The 14,052-nt window shown below is 53.2% G+C and carries 14 protein-coding genes; 8 read left to right on the top strand and 6 right to left on the bottom strand.

From position 1 onward, the window contains the following. Nucleotides 1-41 precede the first annotated feature (41 nt). From UNDYM_RS00265 to UNDYM_RS00255, 3 genes are read right to left on the bottom strand one after another with little or no spacing between them, the layout of a single operon-like run. Nucleotides 42-1,637, bottom strand: coding sequence for an ammonium transporter (locus UNDYM_RS00265; RefSeq protein WP_162039216.1), 1,596 nt, complete (start codon nucleotides 1,635-1,637; stop codon nucleotides 42-44). A 20-nt stretch (nucleotides 1,638-1,657) separates the two neighbouring features. Beyond that, nucleotides 1,658-1,996, bottom strand: coding sequence for a P-II family nitrogen regulator (locus tag UNDYM_RS00260; protein ID WP_110254759.1), 339 nt, complete (start codon nucleotides 1,994-1,996; stop codon nucleotides 1,658-1,660). Between the two features lie 14 nt (nucleotides 1,997-2,010). Beyond that, the gene (locus UNDYM_RS00255; RefSeq protein ID WP_162039215.1) at nucleotides 2,011-2,769 is read right to left on the bottom strand and encodes a TorF family putative porin; all 759 of its coding nucleotides are present in this window, start codon (nucleotides 2,767-2,769) and stop codon (nucleotides 2,011-2,013) included. A 447-nt stretch (nucleotides 2,770-3,216) separates the two neighbouring features. On the opposite strand from UNDYM_RS00255, the gene UNDYM_RS00250 reads away from it, so the two are divergent. The 5 genes from UNDYM_RS00250 to UNDYM_RS00230 all read left to right on the top strand — a co-directional run bounded on the left by UNDYM_RS00250 (nucleotide 3,217) and on the right by UNDYM_RS00230 (nucleotide 8,955). Continuing rightward, complete coding sequence (locus UNDYM_RS00250) at nucleotides 3,217-3,459, top strand: accessory factor UbiK family protein (protein WP_162039214.1); 243 nt, start codon at nucleotides 3,217-3,219, stop codon at nucleotides 3,457-3,459. 12 nt (nucleotides 3,460-3,471) lie between these two features. Further along, a complete protein-coding gene (locus UNDYM_RS00245) occupies nucleotides 3,472-4,995 on the top strand; it encodes a YifB family Mg chelatase-like AAA ATPase (protein ID WP_162039213.1) in 1,524 nt (507 codons plus the stop codon). 80 nt (nucleotides 4,996-5,075) lie between these two features. Then, nucleotides 5,076-5,819 carry a DUF2076 domain-containing protein gene (locus UNDYM_RS00240; RefSeq protein ID WP_162039212.1) on the top strand — a complete coding sequence of 248 codons (744 nt, stop codon included), beginning with the start codon at nucleotides 5,076-5,078 and terminating at the stop codon, nucleotides 5,817-5,819. A 204-nt stretch (nucleotides 5,820-6,023) separates the two neighbouring features. Beyond that, nucleotides 6,024-7,733 carry a DUF1800 domain-containing protein gene (locus UNDYM_RS00235; protein ID WP_162039211.1) on the top strand — a complete coding sequence of 570 codons (1,710 nt, stop codon included), beginning with the start codon at nucleotides 6,024-6,026 and terminating at the stop codon, nucleotides 7,731-7,733. A gap of 19 nt (nucleotides 7,734-7,752) precedes the next feature. Next, nucleotides 7,753-8,955 (top strand): DUF1501 domain-containing protein, encoded by a 1,203-nt coding sequence (locus UNDYM_RS00230; RefSeq protein WP_162039210.1) that lies wholly within the window; start codon nucleotides 7,753-7,755, stop codon nucleotides 8,953-8,955. Here UNDYM_RS00230 and UNDYM_RS00225 read toward each other — a convergent pair. Further along, nucleotides 8,927-11,188: an ATP-binding protein gene (locus tag UNDYM_RS00225; RefSeq protein WP_162039209.1), complete on the bottom strand. Its 2,262-nt coding sequence runs from the start codon at nucleotides 11,186-11,188 to the stop codon at nucleotides 8,927-8,929. The two genes, UNDYM_RS00230 and UNDYM_RS00225, sit on opposite strands and share 29 nt — an antisense overlap. A 399-nt stretch (nucleotides 11,189-11,587) precedes the next feature. On the opposite strand from UNDYM_RS00225, the gene UNDYM_RS00220 reads away from it, so the two are divergent. Beyond that, complete coding sequence (locus tag UNDYM_RS00220) at nucleotides 11,588-11,848, top strand: DUF1161 domain-containing protein (protein WP_197740961.1); 261 nt, start codon at nucleotides 11,588-11,590, stop codon at nucleotides 11,846-11,848. Nucleotides 11,849-11,933: 85 nt separating this feature from the next. On the opposite strand, the gene UNDYM_RS00215 is transcribed toward UNDYM_RS00220, so the two are convergent. Further along, complete coding sequence (locus tag UNDYM_RS00215; protein ID WP_162039208.1) at nucleotides 11,934-12,428, bottom strand: GNAT family N-acetyltransferase; 495 nt, start codon at nucleotides 12,426-12,428, stop codon at nucleotides 11,934-11,936. Between the two features lie 188 nt (nucleotides 12,429-12,616). Further along, nucleotides 12,617-12,775 (bottom strand): hypothetical protein, encoded by a 159-nt coding sequence (locus UNDYM_RS30365; RefSeq protein ID WP_232063651.1) that lies wholly within the window; start codon nucleotides 12,773-12,775, stop codon nucleotides 12,617-12,619. A 290-nt stretch (nucleotides 12,776-13,065) separates the two neighbouring features. Here UNDYM_RS30365 and UNDYM_RS00205 point away from each other — a divergent pair, with 290 nt between their 5' ends. Then, nucleotides 13,066-13,569 (top strand): hypothetical protein, encoded by a 504-nt coding sequence (locus UNDYM_RS00205; protein WP_162039207.1) that lies wholly within the window; start codon nucleotides 13,066-13,068, stop codon nucleotides 13,567-13,569. A gap of 136 nt (nucleotides 13,570-13,705) precedes the next feature. Further along, on the top strand, nucleotides 13,706-14,050 hold the full coding sequence (locus UNDYM_RS00200; RefSeq protein WP_162039206.1) for a DUF1840 domain-containing protein: 345 nt from the start codon (nucleotides 13,706-13,708) through the stop codon (nucleotides 14,048-14,050). The last annotated feature ends 2 nt before the right edge of the window (nucleotides 14,051-14,052 follow it).

The following is a 14,052-nucleotide window of genomic DNA, read 5'->3' as shown; positions in this document are numbered from 1 at the left end:
AAAACTTGTTACTCAGATCGCGATTCAGATCAACAACCGAATCAAGAGTGGTAGGCAGACTCACCATGGCTGGTGATGTCCAGACCTTCACGTTCTTCATCCTCCGGTACACGCAGGCCAACTACCAGGTCTACCAGTTTGTAAGCCACGAAAGACACGACGCCTGACCAGATGATGGTCGTGCCAACTGCAGTCGCCTGTGTCATGACCTGACCGAAGATATCGTAAGGATCAGCCGACATTTTGTTGGTGACATAGTCGAATATACCTTGACCGCCGAGGGATGGTGCAGCAAACACACCAGTCAGCAAGGCACCCAGGATACCGCCCACACCATGCACACCAAAGACGTCGAGGGAATCATCTGCACCCAGCAAACGCTTGAGGCCATTGACACCCCACAGGCAAACGATACCTGCCAGCAGACCAATGATCAGGGCGCCCATAGGACCGACGAAGCCGCAAGCAGGGGTAATCGCAACCAGACCAGCTACCGCACCGGATGCACCACCCAGCATGGAAGGCTTGCCTTTGGACATCCACTCACCAAATACCCATGACACAGTTGCTGCAGCCGTTGCCAGCAAAGTATTGATGAAAGCCAGTGCTGCGACATCGCCTGCTTCCAGTGCGGAACCGGCATTGAAACCAAACCAGCCCACCCACAACAGCGACGCACCTATCATCGTCATTGTCAGGGAATGTGGAGCCATGGATTCTTTACCATAGCCTACACGTTTGCCTATCAGGTAAGCACCAACCAGACCGGCGACCGCGGCATTGATATGCACGACGGTACCACCAGCGAAGTCCAGCGCGGTTTTTTGTTGCAAGAAGCCGCCTTTGACCAATTCAGTTGCTGCAGTTGCAGCATCCTTGATCGCATCAGGACCAGTCCAGAACCAGACCATGTGAGCGATAGGCAGGTAGCTGAAAGTGAACCACAAGACCACGAACAGCAGTACAGCAGTGAATTTTGCACGCTCTGCAAAAGCACCAATGATCAGACCGCAAGTGATGGCTGCAAAGGTCGCCTGGAAGGCCACATAAGCAAACTCAGGAATCACTACGCCTTTGCTGAATGTCGCAGCCGTAGCAAATGTTGCCTTGGCCGGGTCCCAGATACCCTTCAGGAACAGGCGGTCAAACGAACCGATGAACCTGCCACCTTCAGTAAATGCCAGTGAATAACCATAGATACACCACAGAACAATAATCACGGCGAAGATCATGAAGACCTGCATCAGGATAGACAGCATGTTCTTGGAACGGACCAGGCCGCCGTAGAACAAAGCAAGGCCAGGGATGGTCATCAGGATGACCAGCAGGGTGGCAACCATCATCCAGGCAGTGTCGCCTTTATTTGGCGTTGGTGCCGGTGCGGCAGCAGCACTGGCTGCCGCAGGGTCAGCCGCCGCTGCCGGGGCAGAAGCAGGCGCCACCACAGCGGCAGAAGCCGGGGCCGGGGCCGGGGCCGCTGCAGGTGCAGAAGCGCTGGCCGACGCGGTAACCGAGGCAGCAGAAGCTGCCGCAGGTTCAGCTTTGGCCGAGGCATCCTGCGCTGAGGCGACAGAGGTGAAACCGACAGTGACCAGCAAAGCAGCCCCCGCCAGCATGTTCTTCAACAATTTTTTCATGTGAACTCCCTGGTTAGCTATCAGAGTGCGTCGTTACCGGTTTCACCGGTACGGATACGCACAACTTGTTGCAAGTCATAGACAAAAATCTTGCCGTCACCAATCTTGCCGGTACGGGCTGCGGTTTCTATTGCTTCGATGGCGCGATCGACAATGGCGTCATCCACGGCAGCTTCAATTTTTGTCTTGGGCAGGAAATCAACTACATACTCGGCACCACGGTACAACTCAGTGTGACCTTTCTGACGACCAAAGCCCTTCACCTCGGTCACGGTAATACCTTGTACGCCTATGGTGGATAAAGCCTCACGGACCTCATCCAGCTTAAAAGGCTTGATAATTGCGGTAATCAGTTTCATGCTCGCCTCGAATATTAGAATGTTTTAACTGCAGACAATACCAGTGTCGTTTTGCCTGTGAACTTGCCTGCTGGTGTGACATACAGTTTTTTCTCTGCATTCGTGCCCAGCGCTGCAATACCAAAGTTCACACCAAAAAACTCTTTATTCACACCAATTTTCCAATCGGAATAAGAATAGGCACCATTGTTCTTGATGGTCTGATGGCCAGCATGCAAGGCCAGCGTATAACCTTCAGGCAGCTCAATGTTTGCACCCAGGTCCAGGTAACCACTGTTCTTGCTGTCGATAAAACCGAACAAATTGGTAACGGAGTGTGAATACTTGATATAAGCAGGACCCATGCCCACCTGGCCGTAGATTTCTGTTGTGTTGGCATCAGCAAAACCGGCAACCTTGTTCAGGCCATTGGAGGGGTATACATAAGACAGGACACCAACGTCATAACTTACATCCTTGGTGATCTCGCCTTTTTTACCGGCATACAAATCCCATTCAAGATCGCCACCTCCACCTGCGTCCTTGGTCCATTTGATGGTGGACAACCATGTACCTGCATAAAAACCGCTAGGGTTGTGGACATAGTCAGCGCCACCCTGCAGCGCAGGGTCAAGACGTGATTGCGAAATTGCACGATAGCGGTATTCGCTGACCACACCAATATTAAAGCTGACTTCATTGTCTGGCTTGGCTTCTGGCTTGGCATCTTCTGCCTGGGCAAAACCACCAAAGAATGTTGTGGCTACAGCAGCGGCGATTACTAGTTTTTTCATTGCGCTTCCCCCTATTGATTAAGATTTGATTAGATTGAACCCTGGACAGAATCTGTGTTCAGCTCATAGCGACACGCATAGACACTTATGACCATTTGCGTACCCACTGCTTGCATCAGGCAAACTCTTAAATTCTTATTTCCCTTCTCTGTTAGCAGGAGTCGTGCCAACCAGGATCAGACCATCATTGAATTGGAGACAAGGCGGTGAACCCAGAGTGTATTAATATGCATACAGCCTGCTAAACCCTGAGCACAGCCTGATTTTTATATTGCGCTGCAATACCAGTAGCAGCTTGGGCAAGATGCGCTATCATTGCCACATAGGTAAATTTGCAAGCAAAAAAACAGCTTTACGCACCAATTGCGGGCAAGAACAAATTCGCACAAAAAAGTGGCAAAGCATGATTTGCACCAAAGATGTGCAATTACAAGATAGAGGATAAAAATGGACAAGCAAAATTTCTTTAATGACATGCAGGCCAAAATCAGCCAGGCAATCGAAAACTCGCCAGCCAAAGACATAGAAAAAAACGTCAAGGCCATGATGAGCCAGGGGTTTTCCAAGCTGGACCTGGTGACGCGGGAAGAATTTGATATCCAGGCACAAGTGCTGGCCAAAACCCGCGCCAAGCTCGAAGCCCTGGAAGCACGCGTGGCCGCACTCGAAGCACAACAAAAAGACGATTAAGCCGCAGACCGCATGTCCTTAGCCGTACTCAAAAGCCGCGCCCTGAATGGCATGGATGCGCCACAGGTGACTGTGGAAGTGCATCTGGCCAATGGCCTGCCCGCCTTCACTATCGTTGGCCTGCCCGAAACCGAAGTCAAGGAATCCAAGGACAGGGTCAGGGCCGCCCTGCAAAATGCCCGCTTTGAGTTCCCAAACAAGCGCATCACAGTGAATTTGGCACCTGCTGATTTGCCGAAGGAATCTGGCCGCTTTGATTTGCCTATCGCGCTGGGTATTCTGGCCGCATCCGGACAAATCCCCGGAGATGCGCTGGAACAATATGAATTTGCCGGTGAGCTATCCTTATCAGGCGAACTGCGGCCGATACGCGGCGCACTGGCAATGACGTTTGCGATATGCAAAAGCCAGCAACACTCGGCACAAGAACCCGCCTTCATATTGCCACGCACGAACGCCGATGAAGCGGCGCTGGTCAGCGATGCTGCGATTTATCCCGCTGATTCGCTGCTACAGGTATGCGCTCACTTCGCTGGCGTCGATGGTGAACAAAGACTGGCACGTCACCGCCCTGCCTCCAGACCCAGTCGCCCCAAATATGCTGACTTTGCGGAGGTCAAAGGCCAGTTACAGGCCAAACGGGCACTGGAAGTAGCAGCAGCAGGCTCACATTCGGTACTTCTGATGGGGCCGCCAGGCACGGGCAAATCGATGCTGGCAGCCCGCTTCCCCGGCATCTTGCCGACCATGACAGATCAGGAAGCCCTGGAATCAGCCGCAGTACAGTCCCTGACTTCCGGTTTTTCCATAGAGAAATGGAAGGCGAGACCATACAGGGCACCCCATCACACAGCATCTGCCGTAGCATTAGTTGGTGGCGGCGGAACACCAAGGCCAGGAGAGATTTCTCTGGCTCACAGGGGGGTGCTCTTCCTCGACGAACTTCCGGAATTCGATAGAAAAGTGCTGGAAGTTTTACGTGAACCTCTGGAATCTGGCCACATTACCATCTCACGCGCGGCGCGGCAGGCAGATTTCCCGGCACGCTTTCAATTAATAGCGGCCATGAACCCATGTCCGTGCGGCTACTTCGGGCACAGCAATGGCAAATGCCGTTGTACACCGGACATCATCGCCCGCTATCAGGACAGGATATCCGGCCCTTTGCTGGACCGCATAGACATGCAGATACAAGTCGGCGCACTGCCGCATGCGGACTTGCTCAAGCAGGCCGATGGCGAGGCCAGTGCCAGTATCAATGCGCGCGTAGAAACTGCTTTTGAGCGACAACAACAGCGCCAGGGCAAGGCGAATAATCTGTTATCGACCACAGAAATTGACCTGCATTGCCAACCGGATGCGCAAGCCGGGCAACTCTTGCGCAATGCCATGACCAAGCTCAACTGGTCAGCCCGTGCCTATCACCGCGTCTTGAAAGTCGCCCGCACCATAGCTGACCTGGCCGGTTCAGCCCATATCGCCACGCCACATGTAGCTGAGGCGATACAGTACCGGCGTGCACTTCGGGATCAGTAAAGCTGGCCACGGCATTGAAATTCTCATTGCCATGACCAGATAGGGGACAGCATTAATGCATCTCTCAACAGGAGTTGATCATGTCCCCCCAAGAAACCCAGGTTCTACAAAACTTTCTCGACCAATTGGTTAAAGTGCAAGACAGCAATAAAGATGTGCAGGCGCTGGCGATGATCAATGAGGCCGTCAGCAAGCAGCCAGACGCACATTATCTGCTGGTGCAACGGGCCTTGTTGCTGGATCAGGCTTTGGCCAATGCCAATCAGCAAATTGCCAGCCTGCAAACCCAGTTGCGTGATTTGCAGGCGCAAAGGAGCCCGGCACCGGCAGGCAACTTCCTTGACCCGGCTACGACAGGCTGGGGCAACAGTGCCAGCAGCCGTGCCCAGCCTGCGGCCAGCTACAGCGTCAGTGGCCAGGCATTGCCGCCACCTCTACTGGCAAGTTATATGAATGCGGCAGCGCCTGTGACGGCACCAGTGGCAGCACCAGCGTCGGGCTTTTTTGGTGGTGGTGCTGGCAATGTACTGGGTACGGTGGCTGCTACTGCCGCAGGTGTCGCTGCGGGTGCATTTCTATTCCAGGGCATAGGGCATTTGATGGGTGGCCAGCAACATGTGGCCAGCACTGACAATGCCGCTGCGCAACTCAACCAGGGTGGTGGTGATCTGATACCCGGTTATTTTGATACAGGCAATACCAGCGCCACCAGTACTAATACCGACAGCACTGCCCATACATCCCCGCTGGCTGATGCTACGCCTGCCGAGTCGGCTTTTGTCGATGACAGTTATTTTGATGGTGATGACCTGGATCTGGCCTGATCCTCGGGTGGTCAAATTGTAAGCGCCGCATACAAACAGGCTTGCTTTTCATCAAGGCAAGCCTGTGGCTCTTCTCTGTCTGTTGACAGCCAGCATTTTTGTTACAGCGCGTTACGAAAATGTGGGCAAATATACATATACTGCGTATCACGGTTTATCGATTGATGCGTTATAGATGGATGTCAACGGAAAAGGCAGAGCGAAATGAAGACCCGACTGAATTTGCAACATGCCCTGGCTGCCAGCGCGCTGGTTTTGCTGAGTGCCTGTAGCACCACTTCCCAGCAACAGGCAACGGATAACAGCAAACTACCGCCGGTAGGCAATACGCTGAGCAAGGCCGCCGTGGCACCAGAAGCCTTGTTGAACCGCCTGAGCTGGGGTAGCAATCCCTCTACATTGCAGGCCATGCAGGCCGTGGGACCGGACCGTTACCTTGACCAGCAGTTGCGCGGGCGCAATGCCACCCTGCCTGCCGCAATACAGGCACAGGTCGATGCGATGACCATTTCACGCCAGCCTTTCATGGATACCATGCGTGACCTGGAAGCACGCCGGGTCGCCTCAGAACAGCAAAAAGGCACGGACGACACGCTGCGCAAGGAATACCAGCAGGAAATGACGCGCCTGGCCAGGGAAGCTGCCAACCGCGCCCTGCTGCGCGACATTTACTCTTCCAATCAGTTGCAGGAACAGATGAGCTGGTTCTGGATGAACCATTTCAATATCCATAGCGGCAAGCACAATATACGTGCGATGCTCGGTGATTTTGAAGAACAGGCAATACGCCCGAATGCCCTTGGCAACTTCCGTGACTTGCTGCGTGCCACGGTCATGCATCCGGCCATGCTGCGTTATCTCGACAATGAATACAATGCCGTCAACCGCATCAATGAAAACTATGCGCGTGAATTGATGGAATTGCACACCATGGGTGTCAATGGTGGTTACAGCCAGAAAGATGTACAGGAACTGGCCAGGGTACTCACCGGTGTCGGTGTCAGCCTGAACAAGGATGCGCCACGCATGAAGCCTGAACAGGAAAAGCTGTATGTCAGGAAGGGCATGTTTGAATTCCAGCCGCAGCGCCATGATTTTGGTGACAAGCAAATCCTCGGGCAAACCATCAAGGGGCGCGGCATTGCCGAACTTGATGATGTCTTGCTGATGTTGTCCAGGCAACCGGCCACGGCGCGTTATGTGAGCCAGAAACTCGCGCAGTTCTTTGTGGCAGACAACCCATCAAGAGACCTGGTAGAGAAGATGGCGCAGCGCTTCCTGCAAACAGATGGCGATATCCCGGCCACCCTGCGCACCATGTTTGACAGCCAGGAATTCGTCGCCTCGCTGGGCAAGAAATTCAAGGATCCCATGCACTATATGCTGGCCTCGGTACGCCTCGCGTATGACGGTAATACTATCGTCAATACCGGCCCCATGCTGAACTGGCTGAACATGATGGGCCAGCAACTGAACGGCAGGCAGACACCGGATGGTTATGCCCTTGATGAAAGCGCCTGGGCCAGCTCGGGCCAAATGACGGTACGCTTTGATATTGCCAGGTCACTCGCGAATGGCAACCCTGGTTTGTTCAAAGTCGATACGCCAGCGCCGCTTGCTACAACGGCCGCCGCCATGCCAGCAGCATCAATGACACCATCAGTTGCTGCAAATGGCATGCAAGCCCCGGTAATGTCAACGCCGGCACCTGCAACACCTGTAACAGCTCAGGCAACAACACCTGCGGCACCGGCTGCACCTAAGCCACCACCACCAGCGCTGGCAACATCGGGCTATGTGAAAAACTGGAGCAAGCAATTCAGCCCGGCCACGCAAACTGCTCTGAGCCAGGCAAGTACACCGCAGGAGTGGAATGCCTTGTTCCTCGCCTCGCCTGAAATGATGCGCCGCTAATCCTCACGGAGAAACAGACATGAAACGCCGAGACTTATTGAAAGCACTGGCCTTGCTGCCATCGACAGCCATGCTGGGCATATCCAGCCAGGTCATGGCTGCACCCGCCACACAAAACCGCCTGCTGCTGGTCTTTTTGCGCGGTGGCTATGATGCCAGTAACTTGCTGATACCGACATCAAGCAATTTTTATTATGAATCGCGCCCGAATATCGCGATTGCCAGACCAGGCTCAACACCGGATGCAGCCCTCGCCCTGAATGCCGACTGGGGCCTGCACCCAGCCCTGCGTGAGACGATTTACCCTATGTTCCAGCAGGGCGAAGCTGCCTTCATCCCGTTTGCCGGTACCGAGGACCTGACGCGCAGCCATTTTGAAACCCAGGACAGTATAGAAATGGGCCAGCCCTTGAATGGCAGCAGGAATTTTCATTCCGGCTTCATGAACCGCCTGGCCAAAGTGCTGGGTAATAATGGCAAGATGACAGCCATGTCTTTCACCGACCAGTTGCCACTGGCCATGCAGGGTAGCGCCCACATTGCAAATACGGCACTGCGCAATGTCAGCAAGAATAATGTCGATCAGCGTCAGCGCGACCTGATCCTGCAGATGTATGCCGACACCAGCCTGTCGCAAGCGGTCAAGGACGGTTTTGCCATGCGGGATGAAGTCGCCCGTGAGATGCAGGAAGAAATGAACAGCGCCAACCGCAATGCGATTTCGACCAAGGGGTTTGAGCTGGAGGCGCAAAGGATAGCCAGGCTCATGCGTGAGAAATATGCACTCGGTTTTATCGATGTCGGCGGCTGGGATACCCATGTCAACCAGGGTGGTTCCAGCGGTACCCTGGCGGTCAAGTTCGAAGAACTGGGGCGCGGCCTGGCAGCTTATCGCAAGGAAATGGGCGACAGCTGGCGCAATACCACGGTAGTGGTCATCAGCGAATTTGGCCGTACCTTCCGTGAAAACGGCAAGCACGGCACCGACCACGGCCATGGCAGTGTGTATTGGGTATTGGGCGGCGGCATCAAGGGTGGGCAAGTCGCCGGTGAACAGATTGCGCTGGAAGCTGGCAAGTTATTCCAGAACCGTGACTACCCTGTGCTCAACGAATACCGTGCCGTGCTGGGTGGCTTGTTTGGCCGCATCTATGGCTTGAACACTAACCAGCTCGATCAGGTATTTGCCGGTGTCAAGGCAAGGGATCTGGGTTTGGCGTAGGTAATTCAAGCCCGCCATTGCCTTCTGTATGCAGGGGCAGGTCTATATAAAAATGCGTGCCAGTATGCAAGATATCCTGGCCCTCGCCACCTGGCTGCACAGAGTCATGCCCGGCATCCTGCGCCATGTAATAGCCTATGTCGCCATGCATTTGCCGCATGATGGCCTGGGATATGGCCAGGCCAAGGCCGGTACCTCCCTTGGCGCGGGTGTCTGAAGAATCTGCCTGGGAGAATTTCTGGAACAGGCGGTCACGGAAATTCTCGGGTATGCCCGAACCCTGGTCTATCACCTCGATGCGGATCAGATTACCGTCCCTGGGCATGCTCAGTACCTGCACCACGGCCCCCTCAGGTGAATATTTGCAGGCATTCGATAAGAGATTCGCCATGACTTGCTGGAAACGCCCGGTATCCACCATCACCATGGCTTGTTCGAGTTGGCTACCGAGTATGATTTCGGTATTCATGCTGTGAGCAAAGGCCTGGTTATTACTGATGGCTGTCTGCAAGAGGTTTTGCAGGGGCAGGCATTCAAAGACGAAGTCCATCTTGCCAGCTTCGATTTTCTGGATATCGAGCAAATCATTGATGAGCCGCGTCAGGCTCTCGCTATTCTTGTGCGCCATACCCATCAGGGCAGAGATTTTGTCAGGCACAGCCCCCATGGCACCGCCCATGATAAGACCCAGCGACCCGCGTATGGCGGTCAGCGGTGTGCGCAATTCATGGCTGACGGTGGAGATGAATTCACTCTTCATGCGCTCCATCTTGCGGCGCTCGGAAATGTCCCTGACGATGACGATCAGTTTGCGCCTGCCTGCATGGTAATACTCGGTGATCGCCAGTTCAGCTGGAAACAGGCTGCCATCCTTGCGCATGCGTTCAGCCTCGGTACGCAGGCAGCCGGTTTCCAGGAATTCGCGGCGGCTCATGGCCAGACCCAGCAAATCAGGCTGGCCGGGTGGAGAAAAGAACTTGCCATTCTTGCCCACCACTTCATTGGCCGGATGACCATAGATCGCCACCGCAGCCGGATTCAGCGCTTCTATCTTGCCGGTATCATCGATCATGATGATGCCATCTGCCGCATTCTGGAAGATGGCTTGCAGGCGGTCAGATGAATCTTTGAGGGCAATTTGCTGTTCGGTCAGGTTTTTCAGCAAGTGGGCCTGGTTGCGGTTGATCACCTCAGCCTGCTGCTTGAGTTCTGTTGTCACGGCCAGGTCTTGCTCGCGTCTTTCCAGCAAATTCACCAGCACGCTGAAAGCGGCGACGATAGCCAGGATGCCACTCATGGCGACGATGACGATGCCAGTACTGATCTTGCGCCAGTCAGCCAGGTACAAGTCTTCATCAACAGAAAAATTGATGATTAATGGATATTTTTCCAGTGACTGTATGGCCGCCATACGTGTAACGGCTTTGCCACCTTCTGACATCCGCGGGTTATTAGTGATCATGACACCCGATTTCTTGTTTTTTTCATGCACCAGCTCGTAAGTGCTGCCTGTCAGGTTGCGCATACCCATGACTTCACCACGTTCAGGCCAGCGCGCCAGATAAGTAAAGTCATTCCTCAGCAGACCTACGGAAGCATGGCCGTCAGCACTGAGTTTTTCATAAAACTGCGAGTAAAACGAGGGTGACATGCCGAGGATGACGACACCGATGAATTCACCATCACTGCCTGTCAGCCTGTGGCTGAGGAAAAACATCCATTTGCCGGTGGTCTTGCTGCGTACCGAAGAACTCAGGAAGATGCCTTGCACAGGATTGTCACGCTGGGCGATGAAGTAATCGCGGTCTGCCAGGCTATAGGTAGGGGCAGGGAAATTGCGCGAAGTATTAATGACATTGCCATCAACATCAAGCACTGATATAACTTCGACGGCGGGCGACAATGCTGCTTTTTCACGCAAGAACTGGTGAAAATCGTGAGTTGATAATTTGCCTGACAGATATTCAGCGCTGACACTCCAGCGGTCCTGGATGCGCTCGGCGATGCTGTCGAGTGCGGTATAGGCAAAATCCATCTGCTGGCTGACGGTTTCTGCCAGCACGACACTGAAGGTTTCAGTCTGCTTTTCCCATTTGCCGATTTCCTGTAAGCGCAACATCCAGATGGCAGTCGCTGCACCGACGATAATGGCCAGCACAAGACTGGCCGCCAGCGCAATGGCTAAACGGCTGGTAGGCAATCCCGCTGGCTTCAATTCATGTCGTCCGGTCACGCTCAAAGCTGATCCTTGTGCTCAAGTCTGGCAAGTTGATAGACCCGTATGTTGCCTGAAATATTGAAGTGATGAAATTTTGATTTTCAAATAATACTGTAATGTAAATATATTCTATTCCGGTACTCAACAGTGACTGATAGTTTTTATATCGACAAGAATATACACAAACATGACTATCAGGGCTTGCTACCATGTTGATGAAATACACCTTGCAACAGCGGGACTTTATCAGTCAGCAGCAAATATGCAGACGATTTACCACGCTTTCTATGAAGTAACTATTTATTCCTGTTAAAAATATCCGGGAAATGTTACGGTTTTAAGAATGTACCTGGATACATGCCAACGATGGCTTGCCCGGGTATTGCATAAAAACTTGGAGAGGGAGCAAGCAAAATGAGAAAAAGCGTTTGGATCAAAGGTCTGGTCATCAGTTTGTTGCTCGGCAGCGCCCCGGCCTGGGCCGAAGTCACTTCTTGCGAAGTAATCAAAGACAAGGTGGCAGCAAAGCTGGAGGGCAAAGGAGTCAGCAATTACAGTCTGCAGGTGGTATCCAAAGACACTGAAACCAAGCACCGCGTGGTCGGCACCTGCGAAGGTGGCAAAAAGAAAATTATCTACAAAAAAGAAAAGTCTGGCAGCAAGGCAGAAGAATAACCGCTAGAACTCATCACAACCAGGCCTGCAAAGCGGATTTGCCCAGCCACCCTGGCTGGCAAAGCCGCTTTTTTCCATTGTGGCTTTACAAGGCCCTGACCATATAAAAGGCAGGCCCCACATAGCTGTCGAGCTTTGCCTGTTGTTCTTCATCCAGGTCAGTCTGCGCTATGAATCCGAGTTTTTGCCAGTAAGACCGGGTACTTTGTACGGAGACCAGGCAGGCATATTGCCAGCCTTGCGCAGCTGCATATTCCAGTGCGCTTGCCAGTATGGCACGGGCCAACCCCTGACCGGCCTGCTCTGGTGCGACGGCCATATCATGCAGGTAGAGCGCATTGGCTGGCTGGGCGGGCTGGAATTCCTGTCCCAGGGCAGAAATCTTCCCAAAGCGTGAAGGATAGGCTGCAAGGTAAGCGACTACCTGATTGCCAAGCTCGGCCACCCAGGCACAAGCTGGTGCTGCCGCCAGGCGGCTGGCCAGTAATGTGGGGGCTTCCACCATGTCGGCCACATAAGCCTGGGTCTGTATATGATAGACAGCTGCCAGGTCGGCTGGCTGCATGGTACGTACCACCATTTTTGAACTTTACTTTGATGCCTTGGCACTGGCGGAGGCGCTGCTTTCCTCGGTTTTCGGTGGTTCGGATTTGGCCAGCTCGGGCTTGACGACATCGATCTTGTTTTCCCGCATATAGTCGTTCATTTCCTTCCATCCGGCATAAACGGCTGAGCGGGCAGCATCAGGGTTCAGGGCATAACAGTCTTCTATGGCGCGGCCAGCATGGCGGCAGGCGCTGCCGGTGGCACGGGCATCTGATTCGCGGGCCGCTGCTTCTTTCGCGGGTCAGGCAAACCCAGGCGGTCGCAAGCCGTCAGCGATGTCAGCATCAGCAAAAAAATCCCAGAGAACTTGAAAAGTGACATCACAGCACCAAAAAATGAAATGAAAACATACCCGGTCCTACCTGCTCAGACTTATCTGTTCGCAGTTATCTATGCTCAGTTGTCATGATACCCCACTGTATAACTGCGCAGAGTGGCTTGTTGCTGAAGACAGAGAGTAAAACACCTGTCAATTTGCGGACACCGCCGTTATTTGCAAAAACAGGCGCAATCGGTACAAAGGAATTATCATGTAGTGGTTTTTCATGTTGTTGACGGCAAGAAAGCCGTAAACATGAATGCCTTCTCGCAATCTTATCGATTTGATCTCCATGAAACCAGTACTCCGTTGCACCCTGCTGCTTGCCAGCCTGCTATTGCTGAATGCCTGCAGCCCTAAATTTGACTGGCGGGATGCCAGGGGCAGCAATGCGCCTTTTTCCATCCTGATGCCGGGCAAACCCCTGACCGACAGCAAGGACATGCAACTCGAAGGCATCAACCTGAAAATGGATATGCTGGCCGGTGAGGTGGGCGGCATCAGTTTTGCGGTTGGCAGCACAAAGCTAGAGGATGCTGGCAAAGCAGGCCTGGTCATGGAAGCCATGAAGAAAGGCATGATCAGAAATATTCAGGGAACGCCAGAAACTACCAGAAGCACAGGCACAGACATGCTGGAAGTACGTGGCAAGCTGCGTAATGGCCAGCCCATCATGATGGTAGGCCGCTTTTTGACTCGCGGCCCCTGGGTGTATCAAATTATCATGCTCGGCCAGGAAAAAGACATGAAGCAGGATGTCATTGACACCTATATGACTTCTTTCAAATCCGGCTGAAGCAACAATCTGAAACGACAAGCGCACAATTTGGGATTATTATATAAGTGAGCGTAGCCAGACTGATGTTGCTGGCGCACCGCTGGTGCCTGGCCGCTTAATCTTCACATATCATAGAAAAATAGGGGAAATGTCCATGCTGATCACGTTCAAATCCAAAGCTGCTACAGAAATCACCATGTACAAAGAACATGCGCGTCGCATCCTGGATCTTTTGCACAAGGATGTAGAACGCGGCATCATTACACCTCCAGAGTTGCCTCAGGCAATAGAAAAGATAGAAGCTGCCGTTGCCGAAAGCAAGGCACATTCCATTTCTGAAGAAGTGAGCCGCGATGTGAATGCCCATCACAATGAAAATGGTGATGATAATGAGCATGAAGCTCCAGAACCCGTGAGCTTTGCCACCAGGGCCTTCCCTGTGCTTGAGATGCTGCACGCCGCCAACAAGATGCAGCGTGAAGTCATGTGGGGCGTATAAAG

This window comes from Undibacterium sp. YM2 (genome assembly GCF_009937975.1).
Taxonomy (GTDB): domain Bacteria; phylum Pseudomonadota; class Gammaproteobacteria; order Burkholderiales; family Burkholderiaceae_D; genus Undibacterium.
The sequence above is the reverse complement of the archived record's forward strand: the minus strand, read 5'-3'. Positions and strand labels throughout refer to the sequence as shown.

Excerpts from the sequence above, each read along its gene's own strand:
- UNDYM_RS00245 (WP_162039213.1), top strand. The coding sequence starts at position 3,472 with ATGTCCTTAGCCGTACTCAAAAGCCGCGCCCTGAATGGCATGGATGCG.
- UNDYM_RS00235 (WP_162039211.1), top strand. The coding sequence starts at position 6,024 with ATGAAGACCCGACTGAATTTGCAACATGCCCTGGCTGCCAGCGCGCTG.
- UNDYM_RS00220 (WP_197740961.1), top strand. The coding sequence starts at position 11,588 with ATGAGAAAAAGCGTTTGGATCAAAGGTCTGGTCATCAGTTTGTTGCTC.
- UNDYM_RS00250 (WP_162039214.1), top strand. The coding sequence starts at position 3,217 with ATGGACAAGCAAAATTTCTTTAATGACATGCAGGCCAAAATCAGCCAG.
- UNDYM_RS00240 (WP_162039212.1), top strand. The coding sequence starts at position 5,076 with ATGTCCCCCCAAGAAACCCAGGTTCTACAAAACTTTCTCGACCAATTG.
- UNDYM_RS00260 (WP_110254759.1), bottom strand. The coding sequence starts at position 1,996 with ATGAAACTGATTACCGCAATTATCAAGCCTTTTAAGCTGGATGAGGTC.
- UNDYM_RS00230 (WP_162039210.1), top strand. The coding sequence starts at position 7,753 with ATGAAACGCCGAGACTTATTGAAAGCACTGGCCTTGCTGCCATCGACA.
- UNDYM_RS00265 (WP_162039216.1), bottom strand. The coding sequence starts at position 1,637 with ATGAAAAAATTGTTGAAGAACATGCTGGCGGGGGCTGCTTTGCTGGTC.
- UNDYM_RS00205 (WP_162039207.1), top strand. The coding sequence starts at position 13,066 with ATGAAACCAGTACTCCGTTGCACCCTGCTGCTTGCCAGCCTGCTATTG.
- UNDYM_RS30365 (WP_232063651.1), bottom strand. The coding sequence starts at position 12,775 with ATGTCACTTTTCAAGTTCTCTGGGATTTTTTTGCTGATGCTGACATCG.
- UNDYM_RS00215 (WP_162039208.1), bottom strand. The coding sequence starts at position 12,428 with ATGGTGGTACGTACCATGCAGCCAGCCGACCTGGCAGCTGTCTATCAT.
- UNDYM_RS00255 (WP_162039215.1), bottom strand. The coding sequence starts at position 2,769 with ATGAAAAAACTAGTAATCGCCGCTGCTGTAGCCACAACATTCTTTGGT.
- UNDYM_RS00200 (WP_162039206.1), top strand. The coding sequence starts at position 13,706 with ATGCTGATCACGTTCAAATCCAAAGCTGCTACAGAAATCACCATGTAC.